The following is a 26,734-nucleotide window of genomic DNA, read 5'->3' as shown; positions in this document are numbered from 1 at the left end:
ACGAAGCGCCCGCCACGGAAGGAAAGACATCATGAAACGACTCAATCTAGGCATCGCCGTCGCGACGGTGTTGCTTGCGACGGCGTGTGTCCCTAAATCGAAACGACCCGCCTACGGCGATATCCAGCGTGAGGCTCTTGCCGGTGTCGATGATCCGGTTCCCGCAACGCTCCCGCTGACGTCTGATTCGCGATCGGCAGCGGAAGTCTCCGTCACGCAGCGCGAAATCAGTCACGGCACCGGGCGTTTCATCCGTCCGCAACCCCTGAAGGAGCCACGCCCGGCGCCGACGGGAAAAGCGGCCGTCACGCTGAATTTTGAAGACCAGCCCGTCGAAGCGGTCGTCAAGGCGATCCTTGGCGATCTTCTCGACGCCAACTACTCGCTGGCGCCAGGTGTCCGCGGCTCGGTGTCTTTCTCGACCTCCAAGCCGGTCAAGCGCGAAGACGCCTTGCCTATCCTGGAGAACCTGCTTTCGTGGACCGGCAACGCGCTTGTCCGTGAGCATGGGCGATACACCGTCGTGCCAACGGAGCAAGCCGTCGCAGGGAGGCTTACCCCCAGCCTCGGCGCGAGCGCTCCACGCGACGGTCTCGGCGCACGTCTGTTCCCGCTGCATTTTGTCGCGGCGCCGGAAATGGTCAAGCTGCTGACGCCGTTCACCACGACGGATTCGATCCTCCTCGCCGATCCCGCGCGCAACGTGCTCGTCGTCGCTGGCACCCGCGACGAACTGGACAACGTCGCGAAGACCATCGACACCTTCGACGTCGACTGGGTAAGTGGCATGTCGGTGGGAGTGTTCGGCTTGAACAACGCCAGCGTCGCAGAGCTGATGCCGGCACTGGACTCGGTCTTCGGCCAGAAGAGCGGTGCACCGGTCGCGGGACTCATCCGGTTCATTCCCATCGAGCGGACCAACGCGATCGTCGTGATTGCGACACAAGCCGGCCATATCGACCAGGTCGGCGAGTGGATCGAGCGCATCGACCGCGGCGGCGGGAACGAACCGCGCCTCTTCGTTTACGATGTCCGCAACCTGCTGGCTTCGGATGTCGCACGCTACGTGGGAAACATCTTCGGCGGCGCCGTCGGAGGCGACTCGTCCCAGGCGCAGGTGTCGCCAGGACTGACCGGCACCACGCTCGGTACCGCCATCGGCGACGGTGAAGCAGGCCTTGGCCTGCCAGACGGCGCAGCCGGTGCGGATGCCGCCGACAGCGATGCCTCGTTCTTCCAGGTGCCGACCGCAACGGCATCCGGTAACGGCAATTCGGGCATCCGCATCACGGCCGTCGACGCGAACAACCAGCTGATGGTCCACGCGCGACCGTCACAGTGGACCGATATCCGTCAGGCCATCGAGCGACTCGATGCAATTCCACTGCAGGTGCAGATCGAAACCCGGATCCTTGAGGTGGTACTCCGCGACAACTTCCGATTCGGCGTGCAGTGGTATCTCGAGGGGCTTGCCGGTGGCAGCGGCGCGGTCAGCCAGCCGGGTAACAAGCAGCAATGGGCTCTCGGCAGTGCAGTGAGCAAACCACACAGCCCCGATACGTTCTTCTATTCATTCGTGAACAAGAACGTGCAGGTCGCCCTGCGTGCGATGGAAGCCAGTGGCAATACGACGACGCTCTCCGCGCCGTCCCTGGTGGTGGTTAACAATCGCAAGGCCCGTATCCAGGTAGGCGACCAGATCCCCGTCACCCAGACATTCGTCAGTCCTTCCGCCGGTGGCAAGGAGGTCGGGCAGGTGACCTACAAGGACACGGGTGTGATCCTCGAGGTGCGCCCGCGGGTCAACCCAGGTGGCATGGTGTACCTCGACGTGGTCCAGGAGGTAAGCCGGGCCGACGACGCCACGCCTGGTCAGAACGCGTCGATCGCGAAGCGGAAACTGGATACGCAGGTGGCTGTGCAGAGCGGACAGACCGTCCTGCTGGGTGGCTTGATCCGGCAACGTGACAGCCGCGGGCATGCGGGTGTCCCCTTCTTGTCGCGGATCCCCTATCTGGGTGCACTGTTCCGCGGTCGCACCGAGGATCTCATGCGGACGGAGCTGATCGTGCTGATCACCCCAAGGGTCATCGCTAATGGCGACGACGCAAAGCGTATCTCCGACGGCTACCGTCAACGCTTCCGTTCGCTGCGGCCCATCGATGCCGCGGCCGGGAAGAAAAGCAAGGCACACGCGTCCGCCGCCAAATCGCCCAGCGCAGGCTAGGAAGGGGGCGATCCTGCGCCGGCTTGCGTAACATAGCCGGCGCATGACTCCCTTTCTCCCGATTACTCCGCTGCTCCCCGACATCCTCGCCTCTCTGGCAGAGCGTCCACGACTCGTGCTGGAGGCGCCTCCGGGCGCGGGCAAGACAACCCAGGTACCGCTGGCCTTGCTCGATGCGACGTGGCTGGCGGGCGGCCGCATCGTGATGCTCGAGCCGCGTCGTATCGCAGCGCGCGCCGCTGCGGCCTACATGGCGGCGCAGCTCGGTGAACAGGTCGGCGAAACCGTGGGTTATCGCATCCGCTTCGAGTCGCGCGTGGGGCCTCGTACGCGCATCGAAGTCGTCACCGAAGGCATTCTCGGGCGCATGATCCAGCAGGATCCGAGCCTGGAGGGTATCGGTGCGATCCTGTTCGACGAGTTCCACGAACGGCATCTGGCCGGTGACCTGGGCGCGGCGCTTGCGCTCGACGTCCAGTCCGGCCTGCGCCCGGATCTGCGCCTCCTGGTCATGTCGGCGACGCTGGACGGCGAGCGCATCGCACGATGGCTCGATGCGCCCCGTCTGAGCAGTCCCGGCCGAAGCTTCCCCGTATCCATCACGCATTCACCCGTGCGGCCGCAGGAGACGATCGAGCAGCATCTTGTGCGTACCGTGCGCCAGGCGCTGCGTGAGCATCCCGGCGATGTGCTTGCCTTTCTTCCCGGCCGGCGCGAGATCGAACGCGCCCGCAGCATGCTGGAAAAACAGGGCGACGATCTCGAGGTCGTCGCCCTGCACGGTGAGCTTTCTCTGGCCGAGCAGCAACTCGCGCTGTCACCGGCGGATGCCGGCGTGCGTCGCGTGGTGCTCGCGACCAACGTTGCCGAATCGAGCGTGACCTTGCCTGGTATCCGTGCCGTGGTCGATGCCGGTCTCGCGCGCGAGCCACGCTTCGATCCGCCGTCCGGCTTTACGCGCTTGGAAACCGTCAACATCTCGCAGGCCTCGGCGGATCAGCGCGCGGGTCGCGCAGGTCGTGTCGCCGAGGGTGCCGCCTATCGACTCTGGCCGCAAAGCCGCCGTCTCGAGCCGTCGCGCACGGCGGAAATCGAGCAGGCCGAACTCTCCGGCCTTGCGCTCGAACTGGCGGGGTGGGGCAGCGACAACCTACCCTGGCTGGATGCGCCGCCGGCCGGTGCCATGGGCCAGGCACGCGATCTGTTACGTCGCCTCGGCGCGCTCGACGAAGCCTCCGCCATCACGCGCCTTGGTCGCGACATGCTGGCGCTTGGCGCAACGCCGCGCCTGGCGGCCGCCGCCTTGCGCGCAGCCCCGGAGCGACGCGCCCTGGTCGCCGACCTGCTCGCGCTGACCGAAGCCCGTTCGCCGCTGCGGGGGGAGCAGGGGCGCACTGATGACTTCCGCCAGCGCGTGGCCGCCTTGCATCTCTGGCGCGATGCCGGCGCGCGTGGCGCGCGCGCGGGGTCGGCGGACATCGGTGCGCTCGCCGCGATCGAGAAGGCATCGGCGGGATGGCGAAGGCGATTGGAGATCCGATCCTCAGCCAGCGGCGTGCCGGATTCACACGCCGTCGGTGATCTCCTCGTGCACGCGTTTCCCGATCGCGTCGCACGTCGCGATGAAGGCCAGCCGATGCGCTATCAACTGGCCAACGGTCGTGGTGCACGCTTGCATGAGGCGAGTGCGTTGCTTGGCGAGCCCTGGCTGGTCATCCTCGACCTGCGCCTCGACGCGCGCGACAGCCTCGTTTTCGCCGCGGCGCCTTTCGACCCGGAGGTACTCGAGCGCGACCACGCGGATCGCTTCGTCACCGAGCGGGTCATGCGATGGGACGACGAACGGCAGATCGCCGAGGCCTTCGAAGAACGACGCTTCGATGCCCTGGTGATGTCGCGTAAAGCCATTCCGCTAAGGGGTGACGATGCCGTGCCCGCACTGCTGGCGGGCATCCGTGCACGGGGCATCGGCAGCCTGCCATGGAGCGACAACGCGCGTCGGCTGCGTGCACGCATCGGCGCATTGCGCGTGTGGCGACCCGAGTTGCACCTGCCCGACGTCGCCGATGCCACGTTGTTGCAATCGCTCGAGTCGTGGCTGTCCTCGTATCTCTCGGGCAAGCGTCGGCTCGAGGCCTTGCAGGCGGCGGAGCTGTCAGAAGCGCTCTCGTCCATGCTCGACTACGAGCAGCGTCGTGCGCTCGACGTGCATGCCCCGGAAGAACTGAAAGTCCCCAGCGGCATGACGCGTCGACTGGAGTACGGAACACGCGACGACGATCCGGGCGCGCCGCCGGTGCTCGCCGTGAAGCTACAGGAGCTGTTCGGCCTTGCCGACACACCGCGCGTCGGCGACGGGCGCATGCCGGTCATGTTGCACCTCTTGTCGCCCGCCGGTCGTCCCATCCAGGTGACACAGGACCTTGCTGGTTTCTGGAACCGGACCTATCCGGAAGTGAAGAAGGAGCTGAAGGGCCGCTATCCGCGACACCCCTGGCCCGACGATCCCTGGACAGCGGCAGCAACACATCGAGCGAAACCGCGCGGGACCTGACACGCGCCTGGGAGGCATCCGTGGCGCGGGATGATCGCCGAACGGATCCCGGCCCGCCGCATCAACCCAGGGGACGCACGCGGAAGTTGCGGCCCTTGATCTTTCCCGCACGCAGCCGCTCCAGCGCCTTGTTGGCAAGGTCCCTGCGAATGGCCACGTAGGCGCGGGTCGCGAACACGTCGATCTTTCCGATGTCCTTGGCTTCGAGGCCGGCATCGCCGGTCAGTGCGCCCAGGATGTCACCGGGGCGCAACTTGTCCTGGCGACCGGCATCGATGACGAGGGTCTTCATCGGCGCCAGGTTGAGTACCTTGCGTCCATCGCCGACCGGCCTGGCGGGATAGCGCAGCATGGGACCGCCAAGGCGTTCCTCGATCGCGCGAAGCTTCGGCTGTTCGCGCGAGCCGACCAGCGTGATGGCCAGGCCCTTTGCGCCGGCACGCCCCGTTCGGCCCACACGATGCGTATGCGTATCGGCATCGTGAGCGACGTCATAGCTCACCACGAGAGGCAGGTCGATGATGTCCAGGCCGCGTGCCGCGACATCGGTGGCGACAAGGATGTTGCAACTACGGTTGGCGAAGCGGACCAGTACTTCGTCACGGTCGCGCTGTTCGAGATCGCCGTGCAGGGCGAGCGGCGAAAAACCACGACGATCGAGCTCCGCCGCGAGCGTTTCGGTGTCCTTGCGCATGTTGCAGAAGACCAGCGTGGCATCTGGTTTCTCGTGGGTGAGGATGCGCGACAGCACATCGGGCTTGCTCGTGGGCTCGACCTCGATCATGCGTTGCTCGATGGTGTTCTCATCGTGCTTTTCCTCCACGGTGACCGTGACAGGATTGCGCTGCACGCGTCCGCTGACGGCGCGGATCGCATCCGGATAGGTCGCGGAGAAAAGCAGGGTCTGGTGATGCTTGGAGATGCGCTTGACGATGTCGTCGATCGCTTCCTCGAAGCCCATGTCGAGCATGCGATCGGCTTCGTCGAGCACCAGTACCTTGATGCCACCGCCGTGCAGGCTCTCGCGCTTGAGGTGTTCCTGCACACGCCCCGGCGTACCGACCACGATGTGCGGGTCGTGCTCCAGCGAGGCGAGCTGCGGTCCCAGCGGCATGCCGCCGCAAAGGGTCAGGAGCTTGACGTTAGGCAGGTTGACGGCAAGGCGACGGATCGCCTTGCTCACCTGGTCGGCGAGCTCACGGGTCGGGCACAGCACGAGGGCTTGCAAGCGGATCTGCGTCAGGTCGAGTTGCTGCAACAGGCCGAGGCCGAAGGCGGCGGTCTTTCCGCTGCCCGTCCGCGCCTGGGCGATCACGTCACGGCCCTCGAGGATCGACGGCAGGCTTTCCCGCTGGATGGGTGTCATCTCCGCGTAGCCGAGGGATTCCACGGCGGCGAGGAGGGCGGGGGAAAGCGTGGTCTGGGCGAAGGCGTTCATGCGCCCATGATCGCACGGCAGGTCGGAGGGCGCCGTTCTGGCCTGTCAGCAGCCGCCTGCGCGCTCCTTGGGAATCCGCGGCCGGGGCGGTGGAGACCCTTCGGACGAGCCTTCCGAGATGCGCGGGAGGCGGACCGGGTTCAGCCGGAACGAGCGTCGTGACCAGGGCATGCGCTTGAAGGAGCGACCCATGGCGCGCGGGCTGAGAGAACGCCTGATCTGGCCTTCGCGCGCGCCATCCAGGAGGTCGGACGCCAGCAGTGGGCGATCGGTGATGGCATCGACCAGCAGGTCCCCTCGCAGGCGGGCCTTCCCCGATGCGACAAGATTGTCCAGACCCGCACCGCGCACGGAGGGGTACAGGTGTGACAAACGTATGTCGACAGCGTAGGTGCCTGAAAAGCGTTTCATGGCAGCTTCGCATGACGTGCAGACCAGCTCACTGACGCTGCCGCGGATACTTCCGCCGCTTGGTATCGCCTGGTCCTGCAGGTCTTTCTCGATGGAACGCAATGCCTTGAACTCCGGATCGAAAAGACGATCCTTGTCGGCGACGACGAAGGCATCGAGGACGGACGCGCCACGAGCCATCACCGGCGCCCTGACGCCGGCCTCGCCGAACCCGGCGTAGAAGCGGCTATCCGCCAGGTCCGCGGCCGCCTCCTCCGCGACAGGCAAGGGGTGGGGTGCGAACTCGGCTTCGGAATCGGAGTCTGTCGGGCTGTTGGTGCGGTCCGGCGTGCTGGGTCGCGTCGGTCCTTCGAAAATCGAACGGGCCACGGAGCTGAGCGAACGCCCTCCCATAGCGTGGTAGACCCGTACGTTCGGGAAGCCGTTCAAGGTGAAGTGGTACTCCAACCGGGCAACCGGCGCGCGGCGCATCGCCTCCTCCAGGGCTTCCCAACGAATGGCACGATATTCATCGCGGTAGCGCTCGTCGATCAGTGCGCGCATCGCATCGACATAGTGTTGGCTCGTGGCCTCGAGGAAGGCGGTGACGTTGCCCTCATCGAGGGTGATCCGTTCCAGTTCGACGGCTTCCGTTGCGCACGCGGGGGAGCCGGCAGCCATGGCGACAGCGGTCGAAAGGATGACATTAAGACTTGGGCGCATGACGCATCACTCGGGGAGCGGACAGAAAAGGCTATCGGCCCGCTCTGCGGCAAGGTCGGCCTCGGCGCGAGTGACCAGCCTTGCCGTGACGAGATCGTCGGCTGCAACGGCTTCGATCATCTCTACGAAGGGGGCGAGATCCAACAGGACAAACACGGCCGCGACAAAACCGGCCAGGCGCTGCACGCCGTCAAGTTCGCGCTCGGGCACCCAGCGCGCCTGTCGATCCGATTCGTCGACGTACCAGCGGTGAATGGCGCGATCGGTCGCCGCGACGAAGCACAGCGGACGCTCATCCCCCTCCACGCCGCTTCCCGCGGTGCCGGCGCGGGGCGTCGCGTCGGAATTGCACGGGTATCCGATGAGATAACCTTGCGCATCGCGATACGCCGCGGCGATGCGGGCGACGCGGAATGCAGCCGGAAGCGCTCGCGAGCCTGTCGTTGCACGGTCCCCGACCTGCCAGTGAATCAGGCGGTGCTGTACGAGCGTGGTGAGGTACTGCATGTCGTAGGTCGGCACCTGGTCGAGATAGGCCGCTCTCATCACGCGAAGAAACACATCCTTGTCGATGCCCAGGGACGCATGGCGGGCGGGATCGGTTTCGAGAATCTGCCGGCGCAGGATCTGCATGGCGACCGCATACGTCGCGGCCTTCGTGAAATGCCTGAAGCCCGTGAGGTCCACCATGTGCCAGAAGATGTCCGCATCGACATCCGCCTTGGTCGCGCTCGCAGCGACAAACGAATCCCGGAATCCCTCACGCGGCACGATGTCTTGCCCCGGCCGGGCGCGAGTCAGGCCGAGGTCCCAGCCGAGCACGGCGACGGCGTTCTCGGTGGAGAGGTTGCCTGGAAGTCGCGCCAACACCTCGGGCCACTCGGCATCGTTGGTGAAGTCGGGGTGCGTCCGGGTCGTCGAATAGGGTGAGCGTGGATCGGCGAGCAACTGGTCGAGAAGCGCTTCCCGTGCTTGCGAGGAACTCTCACCTCCAACGCGAGCGAGACGCTCGCGTTGGAGGTGAGAAAAAACGTCGACACCTACGGTGGTCGTGGCATGCGCGCTCCCGCTTCCCACGGACACAACGGCCGTCCAAAGCATGAACGGCCACCTTATCGACTCAGACACCACACGGTTCCGCGGTTGCCTCACGTGTCTCTTCGGCCTCGATGGGGTCAAGGGGAGGCGGTGCGAATCGTGCGCCCCTGTCGAGAGGGACAAACCGATTCGTGAGATGACTTTTAATGTAGGTCTGTCGCCTGATTTTCAGGGCCGCGGATGCCTTCTGACTTTCTATCGTCACGGCATCGATGGGCTGTTCGCTGCCGGCCTCGAGCAATTGATAGATGTTTCCGTCGATGTCGTACTGATCGGCCAGGAGCTTCGATGCGTTCTCGCATGACGAACACACCGCCTTGCTCACATAACCGACGAGCCTTCCGCCAGGTGTCACGGCGCGTGTCGCGATGTCAGACTCGATCTTCCTGAAAATTTTCAGCTCTGCGTCACCGGCATGCTTGGTGTCGTTGGCCACCACACCCCGCTCCACGTTGGGAAGATTGGGCGCGCGTACCCGGCGCGCGGTGTCCCGCGGGTAGAATTTCTCCTCGGCGATGTCTTTCGCGATGTCGTCTTCGGTGATCTCGTAAGCGGTCGAGCCCGTCGATTCACCGGTACTGGAGCTTCCTCCCGACCCCGACGCCTGGTGCGCGATGCGATCGAAGGTGACGTCCATCGCGGGGCCGCTGCGTGCGTAGTAGAACCTCGAGTACTCACGGCCGTCCCTGGTGTAGATGTATTCCATGCGCGCCACGGTGGTTCCTTGGGTGGCCCGGGTGAGAATGCCTTTCCCGGCCCGGCTGAACGCGAGTCCCTTGTCGGTCATGGCGATACGGTAGGCGTCGGTGAACAGCGTCGATTCGCTGTTGAGCATGGCGACGACGTTGTCACCAAGGCCTGTGCCGATGTCGATCTTCCCGGCATGGGCGACCGAGGCAAGGATGCCGAGTGCAAGGGCGGCAAGCCGGATAGCGTGGAGTGCGCGTCGATTCATCATGGGCGAACCCTGCAGCTCAGTTGGGTGGCGCGTTCTTCGACGACGGCGGCCTCTTCCTCGGCGAGCGCACCTTCGGCGCTCAGCTCGCTGACGAAATCGGCTTCGGCGAATTCGACGAAGGCGGCGATGTCGATCAGTGCGAGTACCGCGGTGAACCAGAAGTGGGTGAGTCGTTCGGATTCGTCCGGGCTGGCGTGCGCACGACGGACGTTGGCTTCTTCCTGGCGCATCTTGTGGCGAAACCACGACTGCACGGCCCTGTCGGTCGCTGCAACAAAGCACAGGGGGGCTTCGAAGGTGATGGCGTCCGATTGCGTAGACAGGCCGGGGCGCGGATCGTTACCCACACAATACCCTTTAGGACTCAAGTAGCTGCCCGCATCGGCGTAAGCCGCTGCCACACGAGCGACACGATACGCCGCGGGCAACTGCCGGCGACCTTTCGAGTCGATCGTGAAACCGTTGTCGGTGAGTGCAAAACTGAGCAAGTCGGCGAGGTACGCCTGATCGCTCTCGGTGAGGTAGCCCGGATTCTCCTCCTTGAGGTAGCGTGCGAGGACATCGGCCTTGATACCGCGCGCTTCATGTGTCTCCGGTGCGTTGCTCCGGACCTGGTCGCGGAGTAGCTGTAGCGCGACGGCGTGTCCGGCGGCGAGAGTGGACAGCGCGCCGTTCAGGTCCCTTGCCTTCCACAAGATGTCCGCATCGACGCCGGCCTTTATCGCATTGGCAGCGGCATAACCGTTGCGGTAAGCGACGACTGATGCACGGTCGACGACGACGTCGACGCCGATCCTCGCCTTCGTGAAGCCACTCTGCCATTGCAGCATCTCGAGGGCTGCAGCACTCTTGTCCGCCGTGTCGATCGGCAGGCTGTCCGCGAAGTCATACCACCATACCTCGTTGGTGATAGGCGGGTCGTTGCGCAATGCGCTATAGGGGGAATCGGGATTTTCCAGGAAGCGGGAAACGTACTTGCGCGTGTTGTGATCGAACGCCTTGTCGACACCCATGGTCGCGGTGCGATGACGTACGAGTTCACGATAGACATTGAATGTCGTTGGATCCGCGGCGAACGCCGGGGCGGGCAGCAGTGCCGTAAGGCACGCCAGCCGGAGGAGGAACTTCATGTCTGGGTAACATCCTTGTGGGATTGCGGAGGCGCCGTCTTCATGTCGGCCCGCTTATTCTCTGGCAAGGCATGGGAACGCACCGTCGGGATACACCCATACGGTCGCAGTCATGCTTCGCGGTGTTATGTCAGCGGATACTGACCGTGGATCGAGGGCGGCTCCTGACCAGCACCGTCCCTACCAGCGAGTACGTTCCGGTAACAGTCCCTTGAGCTCGGCCTCGGTCAGGTTGCGCCACTGACCGGGCTTGAGATGTCCCAGTTTCACGTTGATGATGCGGACGCGCCGGAGCTGGGTCACGCGGTAGCCGAACGCGGCAGCCATCAGGCGGATCTGTCGGTTCAGGCCCTGGGTGAGCACGATGGAGAAGCCGAACTTCGCGATCTTGCGCACGCGGCAGGGGTCGGTCATCTGGTTGTGCACGCGCACGCCCTTGGCCATGCCACGGATGAATTCGTCGGTCACGGCCTTATTCACCGCCACGAGATATTCCTTTTCGTGGCGGTTCTCCGAGCGCAGGATCTCGTTGACGATGTCGCCGTTGCTGGTCAGCAGGATCAGCCCTTCGGAGTCCTTGTCCAGGCGCCCAATGGGAAAGATGCGCTGCGGATGATCGACGAAGTCCACGATGTTGCCGTCGACTGTCTGGTCCGTGGTGCAGGTAACACCGACAGGCTTGTTCAGCGCGATGTAGACGCCGCGGTTCTTCGCCGATTCCGGTGCCAACGTACGCGCGATGACGATCTCGCCGTCCACGCGCACTACGTCGCCGTCGAGCGCCTTGGCGCCCATGGCGACGACTTCCTCATTGATCGTCACGCGGCCAGCGACGAGCAGCTCGTCCGCTTCGCGACGCGAGCACAGGCCGGCCTCGCTGATGTACTTGTTGACCCGCATGGCGTTACGAGCGCAGGCCTACGCCGCGCGACAGCAGGCGCAAGGCGACGGCGCTGAGGCCGACCACGAAGACCAGCATCACGATGAAGGCGGTGACGATGGGTACGTCGCTCACGCCGAGCACGCCGAAGCGGAAGGCGTTGACCATGTAGAGGATCGGATTGGCCAGCGAGATGGTGTGCCACGGCTCGCCGAGCAGGTCCACCGAGTAGAACACGCCGCCGAGGTAGGTGAGCGGCGTCAGCACGAAGGTTGGCACCAGTGCGATGTCGTCGAACTTCTTGGCGAACACGGCGTTGACGAAGCCGGCCAGAGAGAAAACGGTGGCGCCGAGCACGACGGAAACGAAGGTGATGATCGGGTGGGCCACGTGCAGGTCGGTGAAGAACAGGGCGATCACCAGCACCAGGGCGCCGACGATCACGCCGCGGGTGACCGCGCCGGTGACATAGCCCAGCAGGATCACCCAGTTCGACATAGGCGAGACCAGCATTTCCTCGACGAAACGGCCGAACTTCGCGCCGAAGAACGATGAGGAAATGTTGCCGTAGCTGTTCGTGATGATGCTCATCATGACCAGGCCCGGCACGATGTACTGCATGTACGTGAAGCCGTGCATCAGGCCGATGCGGCTGCCGATGAGCTTGCCGAAGATGACGAAGTACAGCGTCATCGTGATCGCCGGCGGGATCAGCGTCTGCGTCCAGATGCGCAGGATGCGCGCGATCTCGCGACGAACGATGGTGTTCAGCGCGACGAGGTTGGTCGCGGCGCTCATGCTGCGTTCTCCCGGCTGTGCTCGACCAGTCGGACGAAGAGCTCTTCGAGGCGATTGGACTTGTTGCGCATCGATGTCACGGTGACACCATGCGAGGAAAGCGCGGCGAACAGGGAATTCAGGTCGTGGGAGCGGGACATCTCGGCTTCGATGGTGTGGTCGTCCAGGGTGCGCAGGACGACGCCCGGCAGGACGGGGAGAACGCCGGGTGCACTGGGAACGTCGAGCACGAAGGTCTCGACGTCGAGCGTGGCGAGCAGGCTCTTCATCGAGGTGTTCTGCACGATGCGGCCCTGGTCGATGATCGCGATGTTCCGGCAGAGCTGCTCGGCTTCCTCCAGGTAATGCGTGGTGAGGATGACCGTGGTGCCGGCGGCGTTGATCCCGCTGACGAACTGCCACATGGAGCGGCGGATCTCGATGTCGACGCCGGCGGTGGGCTCGTCGAGGATCAGCAGCTTCGGCTCGTTCATCATGGCGCGGGCGATCATCAGGCGGCGCTTCATGCCGCCCGACAGGGTGCGTGCCTGCAGGTGCGCCTTGTCCCACAGGCGCAGCTCCTTCAGGTACTTCTCCGCGCGCAGGGAAGCCTCGGCGCGACCGATGCCGTAAAAGCCGGCCTGGTTCACGCAGATATCGAAAGGCTTCTCGAACTGATTGAAGTTGAGTTCCTGCGGCACCAGGCCGATCAGGCGCATCGCCTCGCTGCGGTGCTTGTGGATCGAGACCCCGAAGATTTCCGCGTCGCCCGAGGTCGAGTTGACCAGGGAGGAGAGGATGCCGATGAGGGTCGACTTGCCAGCACCGTTGGGCCCGAGCAGGGCGTAGAAATCGCCCGGCTCGACGGTCAGGGAGATGCCCTTGAGGGCCTCCACGCCGTTGCCGTAGGTCTTGCGTAAGTTCGTGACGTTTAAAGCAGGAGTGGTCATGGGCTGCGCCGGGATGCCAAGCCGCCTATTATACCGGCCTTTGTCTGTCCACCTTGTTCCCGTACGTCAACAGAGACTTTCCATGGCCGAACAATTCCAGCTCCGACTCGCCGACAGCTTCATGCTCGCCCCCGCGGTGCGGCACCTGTCGTTCGAGCGCGCCGACGGCCAGCCGCTGGCCTTCGTGCCCGGGCAGTTCCTCCAGGTCCACTTCGCGTACGACGACGGCAAACCGACCAAGCGCAGCTACTCGGTGGGCACGATCGGCGACGGGACGGGGCCGGTCGAGCGGATCGAGATCGCGGTGAGCTATGTGGACGGCGGGGCGGCGACCAAGCTGTTAAGCGGTCTGAAGGCCGGTGAGACCGTGGACGCCAGCGGCCCGTACGGCCGTTTCTGCCTCATGGACGCCGACCAGAACCAGCGCTACATCCTGATTGCCACCGGTACCGGCGTGACCCCCTACCGGGCCATGTTGCCGCAGATTGCCAGCCTCATCGCCAGCCGCGGATGCCGCTTCGTGCTCCTTTACGGCGCCCGCAACGAGGGTGAACTGCTCTATGGCGAGGAGTTCGAGGCGTTCGCCCGGCAGCACGAAGGCTTCGACTTCCATCCTTGCCTGAGCCGCGGTGCCCGCCCGAATCCGCGGCCGCACGACCGCCTCGGCTATGTCCAGGACATGCTGGCGGAGCTGGAGCCCAACGGAGAGCAGGACATCGCCTACCTCTGTGGCAACCCGAACATGGTCGACGCCGCCTTCGCCGCACTGAAGGAGCAGGGCTTGTCGGTCCAGCACATCCGCCGCGAGAAATACATCTCGTCCCGCTGAAACCGCCCGCCCGGCCTATACTTGCGCCCCATGCACGCCCACGTCCTCCCGCCTCATCTCACCCCGGACATGCGGCGCTACGCGGCGCTGGATCAGCGCCTGCTGGCGGCCGTCAGGGCCATCCGCATTCTGCCGACGGTGTCCTGGCCGGCCTCGGTCGAAGAGCGCCTGATAGCCGAATTCGGCGCCGGGCGGCTTTCCCTGCCGGATATCCGCTATCGGCCACCGGACCTGGGTGGCACCCGCGCCGAGCTGGAAGCGATCGAGCGGGAGGTCTGCGAAGACCATCCGATCGCCGAATACCTGCGCCGAACCGCCGAATCCTGGCGCGTGGCCACGGAAATGCTGGATGCCGCCGGGACTGACGGCGTGACCACCGCGTCGGTGGCGCTCTACGGCAAGCCGGGCGACGCCATTCCGGGCAGCAATCGCAGCAACCTCGACGCGGCTCGATACTTCGTCGACCTCGCGGACGAACTGGGCGCCGACCTGGAAACCGAGGACGCGACGGGGACCATTCCGGCGGAAGAGCTGCGCCGGGACATGACCGAGATGCTCGACGCCTTCTTCTCGCCCGGCATCATTTCGGTGGAAGTGGACCCCGAACTCACCGCCAAGGCGGCGGCAGGTGCGACGCGTATCCGCCTGCGCGGTGGCATCCACTTCACCGAATACGATCGCCACCAGCTGTTGGCGCATGAAGCCTTCGTTCATTCGCTCACGGCGCTCAACGGCCGCGAACAGCCGGTGCTCGCCTCGCTGGCCCGCACCTCGCCGCGGGTCACCGCGACGCAGGAGGGCCTGGCCGTGTTCGCCGAGCTGATGTCGGGGGCGATCGATATTTCCCGACTCAAACGCATCAGTCTGCGCATCCTGGCGATCGACATGGCGCTCAACGGTGCCGACTTCGTCGAGGTGTTCCGCTATTTCCGCGAGTGCGGGCAGAACGTCGCGGACAGCTTTCATTCGGCACAGCGTGTCTTCCGCGGCGTGCCGCTGACCGGCGGTTCGGCCTTCGCCAAGGACAATGTCTACCTCAGTGGCCTGCTGGCAGTGCACACGTTCTTTCGCTGGGCTCTGCGCCAGCGTCGTCTCGATCTGCTGCGCAACCTGTTCGCCGGGAAGCTCGCCCTGCATGACGTGATGAGCCTCGAGGCCCATTTTACCAGCGGCGACATCGTGGCACCGCGATACCTGCCGCCGTGGATGCAGCACGTGCATGGCCTGGCCGGGAAGCTGGCGTTCTCCTTGTTCGTCAACCACATCCACATGGCCGGCGTCGAAGCCGAGGAAATTTCCCTCGGCCTGTAATGTCGTGGGTTATGGGCCTGGCGTGATTGTGAAGTCGCCGGGCGACACGGCGAAGAACGGTCGCCAATCGCAGCGCACGCGAAGTCGCGCATGATCCGTCTTCGTCGCGATGGCCGGAAGCACGATGTCGGCTTCGCCGTCGTTTCGTTCGTCCATCGCCACGGGGTCGGGCAACCACGTGTGACCGCCATCGACGGAAAGGTCGATCTCGAGGAAGTGACAGTCGATCGGCGCCTCCGCGGTGCCGGCGACATCCCATTCCAGACGGAGCGCCTGTCCGCCCACGCTACGTGTCCCTGCCGTGGGCGACAGCACGGCGAAGGGGCGGCCTGTGTCGATGACGCGCACCCGGGTATCGGCACTGGCCACCGTCGCGTCGTCACCCCCGTTGTCCCTGACGGTAAGGCGGAAATCGAGGAGGCGCGAGGTGGTCGGCAGCGTTTCGCCCGGTGCGGCCAAGTCGTGGCCGAGCACGGCGACCATCGCTGGAAAGCTGCGTGTGGCGAAGGGTGTCGGTGCGAACGAGCGGAACAGGGGACCGTTGCCGCGGTCGGCCAGCTCGCCCTTCTGCGCCTCGCCGGCATCCATCTGTTCCCACGCATACGTGAGGTGCGTGCCGTGGGCTCCGGGCTCCACTGATGCGTCGAGCATGAAGGGTGTTCGTGCCGGTATGACTTTCTCGTCGGCAAAGGGTTCGGGGTCGATCCATGGCGCCGCAACGGGATTGATGCGCTTGGCCGCACATCGCCCGCCGCGCGAGCCAAGCCAGGCCTGCATCTGCGCGATGTTGACGGCATGGAAATACAGGTCGGAATGCTCCTGCAACTGCTGCGCGACGCCCCCGCAACCCGAGGGTGCGTAGCCCATCGCCGTACTTCCGCCGCCGGGTTCCACGGCGCGATCCCCGAGTGTCGGGCGACCGCAACCGTTAGCCGTCGGCCACGCGCCAAGTTGTCGCCCGAGCACGTGAATCATGAAGCCGATGGCATAAGGTTCGCTTTCGGGATGGACATGACCGCTCCAGGCAGCCGCCTTGTGCGTGGCGAAGAAGTCGGCACGCCGATCGTCGCTGCATGAGGTTCCGACATGGCTTTCTCCGCCGAACAAGGTCGTCACGGCGTGGCCGATGTCGTAGTTGCCCTTGCCGATCTCGCGGTCGATCAACTGCACGGTGGCCGGACCCGGGTCCATGCGACGGTAAGGGTCGCGTCGCGGGTTGGCGCGGATGATCCTGTCGTTGTCCTCGACGAGGGTGAAGTGCACGCCCACATCCGTTTCGAAGACTTCGTTCACTCGGTTCACCGCATGCACGATCTCGCCGAGGGCGCCTTCGACCGTGCCGCCGAATCGAGCGGCATAGCGGCTGTCCGCGGCGACTGCCAGACGGAAGTCGTAGCGCACGCCGCCGCCGGTACGCGCCCGGGTCATCGTCGCCATGCGCGCGGCATCTTGCGCGGCCATGTCCGGTGCCGTGGTGGTGGCGACCGCTGCGCGGGTCGGCGTGTCGGCCGATGTGGCCGCGGCCGGCACGCCGGGGCGAACCAGCCATTCCGTCGCGCCATGGCGAACACTGGCTCTCACGCCCGCGATCGAGAGGTCCAGTCGCACGGTGCGCCCTTCCGCATCGCTTCCCCGAAAGCTTCGCAGGCCCGGAAACCGGGCGGCCAGGGACGGCGGAAGCGTGCCCGAGTCGCGTACGCGGAAGCGCGATGACGTGGCGATGCCGGTGGGGAGGTCCACCTCGGTGCTGCGGCTGGCGTCCTGGGGTAGGCGGAGCAGGCTGCGGCGCAACGCCGGCTCATCGATAACCTCGATCGCTTGCGATGCCAATGGGAAAAGGCCGCCCACCAGGGCGGTAACGATGACGAAACGTGACATGACGACGCTCGACGACCAGGAAGGACCGTCGACGGTAGGCGCGTCCGCGCGGCACATCTGCCGGGATCCGCATGGCTGATATGTAGCCTTTTCATATCACTGGATGTCGCAATGCAACACACCCCGGGTCGGGCGAATCGCCATGGCGGTGCTAACATCGACGCCTTGTAGCGCGGCTTCGGGCCCGCTCCCTCGTCCCCATTCCATCCAGCTCCCACAGGACCCCATGGCCATCTCCGAGGAACTGCGGCAAGCCGCGCTCGAGTACCACCGCCTTCCCCGTCCGGGCAAGATCAAGGTCACTCCGACGACGTCGCTGCTGACCCAGCGCGATCTTTCCCTGGCCTATTCGCCCGGCGTCGCCGCGGCGTGCGACGCGATCGTCGCCGACCCGAGGCAGGCCGCTGAGTTGACCGCGCGCTCCAACCTGGTCGCAGTGATCACCAACGGTACGGCCGTGCTGGGCCTGGGCAATATCGGCGCCCTGGCAAGCAAGCCGGTGATGGAAGGCAAGGGCGTCCTGTTCCAGAAGTTCGCCGGTATCGATGTGTTCGACATCGAGATCAACGAGAGCGACCCGGACAAGCTGGTCGACATCATCGCCAGCCTCGAGCCGACCTTCGGCGGCATCAACCTCGAAGACATCAAGGCGCCGGAGTGCTTCATCGTCGAGCGCAAACTGCGCGAGCGGATGAAGATCCCCGTTTTCCATGACGACCAGCATGGCACGGCGATCATCGTCGGTGCGGCGGTCATCAACGCGTTGCTGGTCACCGGCAAGAAGATCGAAGACGTCAAGCTCGCCACTACCGGCATGGGCGCCGCAGGCATCTCCTGCGTCGACATGCTGGTAACGCTCGGCCTGAAGCGCGAAAACATCCTCGCCTTCGATCGCGACGGTGTGCTGCACACCGGTCGCACCGACCTGGACCCGGACAAGCAGCGCTACGCACGCGACACCGACAAGCGCACGCTGGCCGAGATCGTCGTCGGCGCGGACATCTTCCTGGGCCTGTCGGCGGGCGGCATCCTCAAGCCGGAAATGGTCGCGACCATGGCCGACCGTCCGATCATCTTCGCGCTGGCCAACCCGAACCCGGAGATCCTGCCCGAAGACGCCAAGGCGGTTCGTCCGGACTGCATCATGGCCACCGGCCGTTCGGATTACCCGAACCAGGTCAACAACGCCCTCTGTTTCCCGTATCTGTTCCGCGGCGCGCTGGACGTGGGCGCCTCGGTCATCAACGAACAGATGAAGGTAGCCTGCGTAAAGGCCATCGCCGAGCTGGCGCGACGCGAAGCGTCCGATGTCAGTGCGCGTGCTTACGGCGGCAAGCCGCCGAGCTTCGGCCCCGAATACCTCATTCCGCAGCCGTTCGATCCGCGCCTGCTGATCCAGTTGCCGCCGGCGATCGCCCAGGCGGCGATGGATTCCGGCGTGGCGGAGCGTCCGATCACGGACTTCCCGGCCTACATCGACCAGCTCACCAGTTTCGTGTTCCGCACGGGCCTGCTGATGAAGCCGGTGTTCGATCGTGCCAAGGCCGATCCGAAGCGCGTGGTCTATGCCGAAGGCGAAGAAGAAACCACGCTGCGCGCCGTGCAGACCGTGGTCGACGAAGGCCTGGCCCGGCCGATCCTGGTCGGCCGTCCCGATGTCATCGAGCGCCGCATCGCGCGCGCCGGTCTGCGGCTGAAGCCGGGCGTGGACTTCGAGATGTGCAACATCCACTCGGATCCGCGCTTCGAGGATTACTGGCGCCTCTATCACTCGATCATGGAGCGCCGTGGCGTTACGCCGGCGTCGGCGAAAGCCGTGGTCCGCTCGCGTCCGACCGTGATCGCCGCGCTGATGGTGGAGCGGGGCGAAGCCGACGCGATGATCTGCGGCCTGGTCGGCACCTATCACAGCAAGCTCGACTACATCACGGACATCATCGGCCTGGATGAAGGCATTGCCGAAGCATCCGCCATGGCCGCGGTCTCGACGGAGAAGGGCACCTTCTTCTTCCTCGATACCTATGTGCAGGACGATCCGACCGCCGAGCAGATCGCCGAGGCGACCCTGCAGGCCTCGCTCCGCCTGAAGCTGTTCGGCATCCAGCCGAAGATCGCCCTGCTGTCGAACTCCAATTTCGGTGGCCGGGAGACGCGCAGCTCGAAGAAGATGCGTGAAGCCCTGCGCCTGATCCGCGAAAAGGCGCCGCGCCTCGAGGTGGAAGGCGAAATGCAGGCCGACGTGGCCCTCACCCCGGAACTGCGCGAGAAGATCTTCCCGAACTCGCGCCTGGAAGGTAAGGCCAATGTCTTCGTCTTCCCCAACCTGGATGCCGCCAACACGGCCTACAACATGATCCGCGTGCTGTGCGACGGCGTGGTCATCGGCCCCATCCTGATGGGCGTGGCCAAGCCGGCCCACATTCTGACGCCGCAGGCGACGGTGCGTCGGGTCGTCAACATGACCGCGGTGGCCTGCGTCGAGGCACAGATCCGGGCAGGTAAGCCCCGTACGGTCGTAAACGATTGATCGGGCGGCGCTTTGCGCCGCTTCGCCGATAAATTGGCTCCCACACAAACGCCATGTGGGAGCCGCTTCAGCGGCGATCCCGGCGTCAGCCGGGCCAGGTACGAAACCCCCGCTACAAAACAATTTAGAACGAGATAAACCCCCATACCGCCGCGTATGTGAAAACTTCGCGGTATCATGGAAAGGTTTTCCCGCCACCCCAGCGGGCTTCCCAGACCTCATGAAGCGCGCGCTAGGCGCGAGCGGAGCATCCATGGACCAGATCGACGATATCCTGAACCAGGACCTCGACCCCACCGAAACCCGTGAATGGGTCGAGTCGCTCAACGCCGTCATCAATCACGATGGCACCGAGCGCGCGCACTTTCTGCTCGAGCGGATGGTCGACTCCACCCGTCGCTCGGGCGGCTACCTGCCGTTCGACCCGACGACCGAGTACGTCAACACCATCCCGCCGCACATGGAAGCGCGCAGCCCGGGTAACGCCGCGATCGAGTGGCGCATCCGCTCGCTGATCCGCTGGAATGCACTGGCCACCGTCGTGCGCGCCAACCGTAAGCCAGGCGACCTCGGCGGCCACATCTCCAGCTTCGCCTCCTCGGCGACGCTGTATGACGTCGGCTTCAACCACTTCTGGCGCGCTCCGAGCGCCGAGCATCCGGGCGACCTGGTGTTCCACCAGGGCCATTCCGCGCCGGGCGTCTACGCGCGTTCGTTCCTCGAAGGCCGCATCACCGAAGAACAGCTCGACCTCTTCCGCATGGAAGTGGAAGGCAAGGGCAAGGGTCTCTCCTCGTACCCGCATCCGTACCTGATGCCGGACTACTGGCAGGTACCGACCGTGTCGATGGGCCTGGGCCCGATCCAGGCGATCTACCAGGCGCAGTTCTGGAAGTACCTCGAGCACCGCGGCCTCATTCCGAAGTCCGATCGCAAGATCTGGTGCTTCATGGGCGACGGCGAGTCGGACGAGCCGGAGTCGCTGGGTGCGATCTCGCTCGCCGGCCGCGAAGGCCTCGACAACCTCATCTTCGTCATCAACTGCAACCTGCAGCGCCTCGACGGCCCGGTCCGCGGCAACGGCAAGATCATCCAGGAACTGGAAGGCGTCTTCCGTGGTGCTGGCTGGAACGCGATCAAGGTCGCCTGGGGCAGCTACTGGGATCCGCTCCTCGCCCGCGACACCACGGGCAAGCTGCGCCAGCTGATGATGGAAACGGTCGACGGCGAGTACCAGGCCTGCAAGGCCTTCGGCGGCGCATACACGCGCGAGAAGTTCTTCGGCAAGTACCCGGAAACCGCAGCGCTGGTCGCCAACATGTCCGACGACGACATCTGGCGCCTCAACCGCGGCGGTCACGATCCGCACAAGGTCTATGCGGCCTACCACGCGGCCGTGAACACCAAGGGCATGCCGACCGTAGTCCTCGCCAAGACGGTGAAGGGCTATGGCATGGGCGCGGCCGGCGAGTCGCAGAACCCGGCGCACAACCAGAAGAAGATGGACACGGACGCGATCCGCGCCTTCCGCGACCGCTTCAACATCCCCATCCCCGACGACAAGCTCGAGGAAGTGCCGTACTACCATCCGGGCAAGGACTCGGAAGAAGTGCAGTACATGCTCGAGCGCCGTCGTGCACTCGGCGGTTCGCTGCCGCAGCGTCGTCGCAAGTCGGATCAGTCGTTCACCGCGCCCACGCTCGAAGCCTTCGAGCAGATCACCAAGGGCACGGGCGAGCGCGAGATCTCGACGACGATGGCCCTCGTCCGCGGCATGAACCTCATGCTGCGTGACAAGGAGCTCGGCCCGCGCGTGGTGCCGATCGTCGCCGACGAAGCCCGCACCTTCGGCATGGAAGGCATGTTCCGCCAGATCGGCATCTATGCGCCGTTCGGTCAGAAGTACCGTCCGCAGGATGCCGACCAGCTGCTGTACTACCGCGAAGACCAGAAGGGCCAGGTCCTCCAGGAAGGTATCAGCGAGGCCGGCGGCATGAGCGCCTGGCTGGCGGCGGCGACGAGCTACAGCATCAGCAATGTCGCGATGCTGCCGTTCTTCATCTACTACTCGATGTTCGGTTTCCAGCGCATCGGCGACCTCTGCTGGGCAGCGGGCGACATGCGCGCGCGCGGCTTCCTCATCGGTGGCACCGCCGGCCGCACCACGCTCAACGGTGAAGGCCTGCAGCACGAAGACGGCCATTCGCACCTGCTCTCCGGCGCGATCCCGAACGTCATCTCCTACGATCCGACCTTCTCGTATGAGCTGGCGGTCATCCTGCAGGACGGCACGCGCCGGATGATGCAGGAGCAGGAGGATGTGTACTACTACATCACCGTGATGAACGAGAACTATGCCCACCCCGACCTGCCGAAGGGCAGCGAGGAAGGCATCGTCAAGGGCATGTACCTGTTCAAGGACGGTGGCAAGGCGAAGAAGAACGAGACGCGCGTGCAGCTGCTTGGTTCGGGCACGATCCTGCGCGAAGTCATCGCCGCGGCCGAGCTGCTGGAGAAGGATTTCGGCGTGTCGTCGGATATCTGGTCGGTGCCGAGCTTCTCGGAAGTCCGCCGCGAAGGCTTCGACGCCGAGCGCTGGAACCGCCTGCACCCGGAAGCCACGCAGCGCGTGCCGTACATCACCGGCCTGCTCGGTGAGCGTCAGGGCCCGGCGATCGCCGCGACCGACTACGTTCGTGAGTTCGCCGACCAGGTCCGTGCGTTCATGCCCGATGGCATGCGCTACACGGTGCTGGGCACGGACGGCTACGGTCGCAGCGACTCGCGTGCGAACCTGCGCAGCCACTTCGAGGTCGATCGCTACTGGATCGCCCACGCCGCCCTGGCCGCCCTCGCGAAGGACGGCAAGGTCAACGCGAAGGACGTGAGCCGCGCCATCAAGGAATACAAGCTGGACGTCGACAAGCCGAACCCGCTGTACGCCTGATAGCGAGCAAACGAAGGGGCCGGAGCAATCCGGCCCCTTTTTTGTTGAGCGGTGCCCTTGTAGGAGCCGATTCATCGGCGAAAAGGGTGCTAGCCAATACCTGCCCCCCCCCAACGTCACATCCCGTCCATGGCATTGCCACCCCGAAGCTGGTATTTCTCCAAGGCATACGACCCGGGATTCCTGCCATGCGCCTCGCTCTTCTCGCTGCCTCCATCCTCTCCCTCGCCGCCTGCGCGACCACGCCTTCCGACCACGGCTCCCGCTCGCGACTGCTGTATATCGCCGGCGCCAAGGTGCCTTGCACGAACGGCGTCATGAAGACCGAGTGCCTGCAGTACCGCGAAACGCCGAAGGATGCCTGGCAGATCAACTACGCGCCGGTCGAAGGTCTGGACTGGAAGGCGGGTAACGAATACCTGGTGAAGATCACCGAGGTGCACGCGAAGAACGTGCCGGCCGATGTGTCGCCGGTGACGTGGCATGTCGACAAGATTGTCGAACAGCATCCGGTGCCGTAAATCGCATCCAGCGGTGTGAGTCGCGCTGCGCGACTACAGACAACTGCAAGTTGATTTGATACGGTCGCTTCGTTGCCTGCGTTGTCGATTCGAAACACGTCGCAGGCAACCATCGCTCGATGCGGTGAGAAGCGCGGCCCGAGAGTGCTAGAACACTCCCGAGCCGCTGATCAAACCAACTTGTACGGAGCTGATTTGACTATGTCACATCATACGGCACCCGCTCGCCCGCCGAATCCCCTCGGCGACACCCCCACCGGTTACCGGGATGTCCGCCGACACGGCAGACACGCCTGACGAACGGCGGCGACAGTCGTTTCCCTGAGGTTTTTCTTGGCCGTCCTACCCGGCGCGTAGCTGCGTGGGTTCGCGACCAGGGCTGACGCCGCTACCTACTTCGTCGAAGCACGCCACCCGGCGCCCGGTCTCGGGCCGCCGATGAACCCGCGAGTCCGTGTTTCACCCGCGGCACGCTGCGCTGTGCGTGGCGTGCCGCACCTTGGACGCGCGCTGCCCTTTCAGTTGCGAGCACACCATGAACTCATCGACTACAACCTGCACGAATTGTCGAGCCGACCCCTACGTCGATTCTCACAATCTGCTGAACGAAGCCACCGAGTGGCTGCAATACGCCCGAGGTCTCACGCAGTTGCTCGCAGAACTCGTCCACGAAGCCGAGGCAGTTGACTGTCAGCGCATGTCGCTCGGGCTCGACGCCATTGCGGCGCTGACGCGTATGGGGCTGCAGTGCACGGCAGATGCGCATGCGCGGATGTCGTGGGAGCGAGCGGCGCGTGAGAGCAGAGGGCGGTGCGAATAGAAGAAATCGGAAAAATGCGCTCAATACGCCAGCGCCGCTCCGCTTTGTTTGTCATCTATTGCATGCTTGTTGTCCAACTTTGGCGTGACGGAACACGAGCGCATGAACGGCAAGATGAAGGCAATCGCTCTGTTGGTCCTCGGCGCGCTCGCGGCATTGGGTGGCGAGTATCTGGCGGGTTATCTGACGCTGTGGGCGCTGAGACTCGACAGTGTTCCATTGGGTATGACGACGTATTGGGAATACTTTCGCGCGCTCGATCTGCCGCAAGTCGCCCCTTACGTGTTGAAAATCAAACTCTGCGGGGCGTTCGGTTTCGGTGTTCCGTTGCTGACGTGGCTATGCCTTCTCGTCCCTGCACTGAGGTCGAAGCCGGAGTCGACACACGGCGACGCGCGCTTCGCGACGATGTCCGACCTGAAGAAGGCCGGGCTGCTCAAGCAGACCTCGCAGAGCATCCTCATGGGCAAGTACAAGGGCCGCTACCTGTGGTTCGGCGGCGCGCAGCACGTCATCACCATCAGTCCGACGCGCTCGGGTAAGACGACGAGCGTCGCCATCCCCGTGTTGTTGTCGTATGAGCAGTCGATGGTGGTGCTCGACCTCAAGGGCGAGCTCCACAAGGCGACCAGCGGCTGGCGCGAGGCCCTGGGTCAGGACATTCGTGTGTGGGCGCCGTACGACGAGAACGGCCACACGCATCGCTTCAATCCAATGACCACCCTCGCGGGCATGAGTCCGGACAAGCGCATCGGCGAGATCCAGACCCTCTCGGCCATTCTTTACCCGGACCAGCCGGGCGGGGACCCGTTCTGGACGTCGCAGAGCCGTGCGGCGTTTACAGCCTTCACGTCATTCCTGTTCGAGCGCTGGGACCAGAAGGTGACGTGCTGTATCGCGGGTGCGCAGGACAAGCCGAACATCAACGCGTCTTCCGATTACCCGAGCTTCGAGCGCGTGCTCCGTTTCTCTAGCGGGGAGGACATGAACGGTACGAAGTCGTTGCTCGACGAACTTCTGAACAGCGCGACGTACGCCTTCATCACACCACAGACCCGGACGGTCTTCGGCAACCTTGCGGGCCTGGCGGAGCAGACATTCTCATCCGTCATCGCCTCCATGCAGGCACCGTTGCAGCAATTCCTCAGCCCGATCCTCGCGGCGGCCACCAACGCGAGCGACATCGATGTCACGAGTTTCCGTAAGAAGCTGACCACGCTGTACGTCATCATCCCGACGAACAAGCTCGACGAGAGTGCAAAGCTGCTGAATATTTTCTTCAGCACCGTGATTGGCAACAACCTCGGCAAGCAGCTCGGCGAGGAGCCCGAACTCAAATACCAGATGCTGATGCTTATGGACGAGTTCACCGCCATGGGTCGGGTCGATGTCTGGGCAAAGCGCATCTCCATCTCCGCCAGCTACGGCGTACGCGACCTCTGCATCGTGCAGAGTCGCGCCCAGCTCCGTGCCGCCTACGGCGATCACGACGCCGAGAACTTCATCACCAACCACGGTGCGCAGATCGTCTTCGCGCCGCGGGAGCAGAGTGACGCCAACCAGTACAGCGAGATGCTTGGCTTCAAAACCGTCCGCAAGGAGCACCGAAATACCAGTCACGGAAACGGTTCGCGCCAGGTATCGACGAGCCACACCGAAGAGCGCCGCGCCTTGCTTCTGCCCCAGGAGATCAAGGAGCTGCCGGGCGACGAAGAGTTGATCTTCTATGAAGGCTGCAAGCCCATCCGCGCAAGGAAAAACTGGTTCTTCAAGGACAGGATGTTCAAGGAGCGTGCGGGCGTCGCGCCTGTGCTTGTTCGGCGCGAGACGACAGTGTCTTCGGATTCGGCGGATAGCACGACGTCCGGAACACCGAAGGGTTCGAATCCGTTCGCTGAAAGGCCTCAACGAGCGTGTGCCGCGTGACTGTGTCGATACGAGGCGCGACCGAGCGTGATGCGTTTGACGAGGACGAAGGCGCGCGCCCGTCGTCGCTAAGGGCTGTGCGTAAGTTAACCACAGCAGATCGCCACTACGACATTCAGTTGTTGCGTGACCTCGAGACCGTCAATACACGGACGTGGCATGCACTCGGTCCGTCGCCGCCCGGTGGCATTCCACGGGAGATCAGGCGGAAGCCAGATCTACCCGTGAGATTTTCGAACGGCGAAACGCTTGTCGGCCAGATAACGGAGAACGAAAAGATGGATATCAAGCGCCTGGCTATGGTAGCGGCCCTGACAGTCACAAGTGGTTGTCATTCGGGAATCAAGTCGTGGCACATGAAGTCGAAAGTCGAAGACGGCGTGCTGAAAATTCCGTTCTACGATCATGGCTTCGATGCCAGGTGCTACGAAACACTTAGGTGTCGTGTTCTCTACGGCAATACTTACATAGTGAACGACGGCGGTCCAAGAGGGCCGTTCACTGAGCGCGACCGCGCCAATCTTGGCAGTCACTGGGCGAGACTCGATCTTCCGTCAGTGGCGAGAGTTATCTGGACATCAAAAGATGGCGATGACCACGACGAAACGATCGATCTCGGCCATATTTTCGAATCACGCCTGATTCTCTACCCAGATGATCTTGACGTCAGAGACGTCGATCTCGTTCCGTACTCCGGCACACCCGACATCATTCTTGTGGTGGAAGATCGGTCTATACACATCTACATGAAGGCATGGATCTCTCTGCTTAAACCGAGATATCCGGGTCGAGAGCACTCAAATTTTCGGCACGATCCTGTCGTCGCTTACTCGAAAAAGTTCTGATTGGA

19 protein-coding genes are annotated in these 26,734 nt (G+C 64.3%); 9 read left to right on the top strand and 10 right to left on the bottom strand.

Features of this window, described 5'->3' with window-relative positions; all coding sequences use genetic code 11:
• Positions 1-31: 31 nt before the first annotated feature.
• Entirely contained in the window at positions 32-2,227 is a 2,196-nt protein-coding gene (gspD, locus tag BJI69_RS05110) for a type II secretion system secretin GspD (RefSeq protein WP_046966910.1), read from the top strand.
• A 43-nt stretch (positions 2,228-2,270) separates the two neighbouring features.
• Positions 2,271-4,781 (top strand): ATP-dependent helicase HrpB, encoded by a 2,511-nt coding sequence (gene hrpB, locus BJI69_RS05105; RefSeq protein ID WP_046966909.1) that lies wholly within the window; start codon positions 2,271-2,273, stop codon positions 4,779-4,781.
• A 61-nt stretch (positions 4,782-4,842) separates the two neighbouring features.
• Here hrpB and dbpA read toward each other — a convergent pair whose 3' ends face one another.
• The 8 genes from dbpA to BJI69_RS05065 all read right to left on the bottom strand — a co-directional run bounded on the left by dbpA (position 4,843) and on the right by BJI69_RS05065 (position 13,125).
• The gene (dbpA, locus tag BJI69_RS05100) at positions 4,843-6,219 is read right to left on the bottom strand and encodes an ATP-dependent RNA helicase DbpA (RefSeq protein WP_046966908.1); all 1,377 of its coding nucleotides are present in this window, start codon (positions 6,217-6,219) and stop codon (positions 4,843-4,845) included.
• A gap of 45 nt (positions 6,220-6,264) precedes the next feature.
• The gene (locus tag BJI69_RS05095) at positions 6,265-7,332 is read right to left on the bottom strand and encodes a hypothetical protein (protein WP_046966907.1); all 1,068 of its coding nucleotides are present in this window, start codon (positions 7,330-7,332) and stop codon (positions 6,265-6,267) included.
• 6 nt (positions 7,333-7,338) lie between these two features.
• Entirely contained in the window at positions 7,339-8,433 is a 1,095-nt protein-coding gene (locus tag BJI69_RS05090) for a hypothetical protein (RefSeq protein WP_125902985.1), read from the bottom strand.
• A 19-nt stretch (positions 8,434-8,452) separates the two neighbouring features.
• A complete protein-coding gene (locus BJI69_RS05085; protein ID WP_125902984.1) occupies positions 8,453-9,265 on the bottom strand; it encodes a hypothetical protein in 813 nt (270 codons plus the stop codon).
• Between the two features lie 119 nt (positions 9,266-9,384).
• A complete protein-coding gene (locus tag BJI69_RS05080) occupies positions 9,385-10,518 on the bottom strand; it encodes a hypothetical protein (RefSeq protein ID WP_046966904.1) in 1,134 nt (377 codons plus the stop codon).
• A 180-nt stretch (positions 10,519-10,698) separates the two neighbouring features.
• Positions 10,699-11,418: a pseudouridine synthase gene (locus tag BJI69_RS05075; RefSeq protein WP_046966903.1), complete on the bottom strand. Its 720-nt coding sequence runs from the start codon at positions 11,416-11,418 to the stop codon at positions 10,699-10,701.
• Positions 11,419-11,422: 4 nt separating this feature from the next.
• The gene (locus BJI69_RS05070) at positions 11,423-12,196 is read right to left on the bottom strand and encodes an ABC transporter permease (protein ID WP_046966902.1); all 774 of its coding nucleotides are present in this window, start codon (positions 12,194-12,196) and stop codon (positions 11,423-11,425) included.
• On the bottom strand, positions 12,193-13,125 hold the full coding sequence (locus BJI69_RS05065; protein WP_046966901.1) for an ABC transporter ATP-binding protein: 933 nt from the start codon (positions 13,123-13,125) through the stop codon (positions 12,193-12,195). The genes BJI69_RS05070 and BJI69_RS05065 overlap by 4 nt, the downstream gene beginning before the upstream one ends.
• Positions 13,126-13,207: 82 nt before the next feature.
• Between BJI69_RS05065 and BJI69_RS05060 the strand changes: the two genes are divergently transcribed.
• Both BJI69_RS05060 and BJI69_RS05055 read left to right on the top strand, forming a co-directional pair.
• Positions 13,208-13,954 carry an FAD-binding oxidoreductase gene (locus BJI69_RS05060; protein ID WP_046966900.1) on the top strand — a complete coding sequence of 249 codons (747 nt, stop codon included), beginning with the start codon at positions 13,208-13,210 and terminating at the stop codon, positions 13,952-13,954.
• Between the two features lie 30 nt (positions 13,955-13,984).
• Positions 13,985-15,265, top strand: coding sequence for a peptidase MATCAP family protein (locus BJI69_RS05055; protein WP_046966899.1), 1,281 nt, complete (start codon positions 13,985-13,987; stop codon positions 15,263-15,265).
• Between the two features lie 9 nt (positions 15,266-15,274).
• Here the strand turns inward: BJI69_RS05055 and BJI69_RS05050 are convergent, their stop codons facing one another.
• On the bottom strand, positions 15,275-17,143 hold the full coding sequence (locus tag BJI69_RS05050; protein WP_162200969.1) for a reprolysin-like metallopeptidase: 1,869 nt from the start codon (positions 17,141-17,143) through the stop codon (positions 15,275-15,277).
• A gap of 226 nt (positions 17,144-17,369) precedes the next feature.
• On the opposite strand from BJI69_RS05050, the gene BJI69_RS05045 reads away from it, so the two are divergent.
• From BJI69_RS05045 to BJI69_RS05035, 3 genes are all read left to right on the top strand, one after another.
• Entirely contained in the window at positions 17,370-19,670 is a 2,301-nt protein-coding gene (locus tag BJI69_RS05045; RefSeq protein WP_046966897.1) for an NADP-dependent malic enzyme, read from the top strand.
• 253 nt (positions 19,671-19,923) lie between these two features.
• The gene (gene aceE, locus BJI69_RS05040) at positions 19,924-22,617 is read left to right on the top strand and encodes a pyruvate dehydrogenase (acetyl-transferring), homodimeric type (protein WP_046966896.1); all 2,694 of its coding nucleotides are present in this window, start codon (positions 19,924-19,926) and stop codon (positions 22,615-22,617) included.
• Positions 22,618-22,805: 188 nt separating this feature from the next.
• A complete protein-coding gene (locus BJI69_RS05035) occupies positions 22,806-23,138 on the top strand; it encodes a DUF4377 domain-containing protein (protein ID WP_046966895.1) in 333 nt (110 codons plus the stop codon).
• 541 nt (positions 23,139-23,679) lie between these two features.
• Here BJI69_RS05035 and BJI69_RS22215 read toward each other — a convergent pair.
• On the bottom strand, positions 23,680-23,904 hold the full coding sequence (locus BJI69_RS22215) for a hypothetical protein (RefSeq protein WP_125902983.1): 225 nt from the start codon (positions 23,902-23,904) through the stop codon (positions 23,680-23,682).
• A gap of 156 nt (positions 23,905-24,060) precedes the next feature.
• Between BJI69_RS22215 and BJI69_RS05025 the strand changes: the two genes are divergently transcribed.
• Together BJI69_RS05025 and BJI69_RS05020 are read left to right on the top strand one after the other, a co-directional pair.
• The gene (locus tag BJI69_RS05025; protein ID WP_078023014.1) at positions 24,061-25,884 is read left to right on the top strand and encodes a type IV secretory system conjugative DNA transfer family protein; all 1,824 of its coding nucleotides are present in this window, start codon (positions 24,061-24,063) and stop codon (positions 25,882-25,884) included.
• Complete coding sequence (locus BJI69_RS05020; protein WP_046966893.1) at positions 25,881-26,729, top strand: hypothetical protein; 849 nt, start codon at positions 25,881-25,883, stop codon at positions 26,727-26,729. The genes BJI69_RS05025 and BJI69_RS05020 overlap by 4 nt, the downstream gene beginning before the upstream one ends.
• Positions 26,730-26,734 lie beyond the last annotated feature (5 nt).

The organism is Luteibacter rhizovicinus DSM 16549 (assembly GCF_001887595.1).
Taxonomy (GTDB): Bacteria; Pseudomonadota; Gammaproteobacteria; order Xanthomonadales; family Rhodanobacteraceae; genus Luteibacter; species Luteibacter rhizovicinus.
The sequence above is the reverse complement of the archived record's forward strand: the minus strand, read 5'-3'. Positions and strand labels throughout refer to the sequence as shown.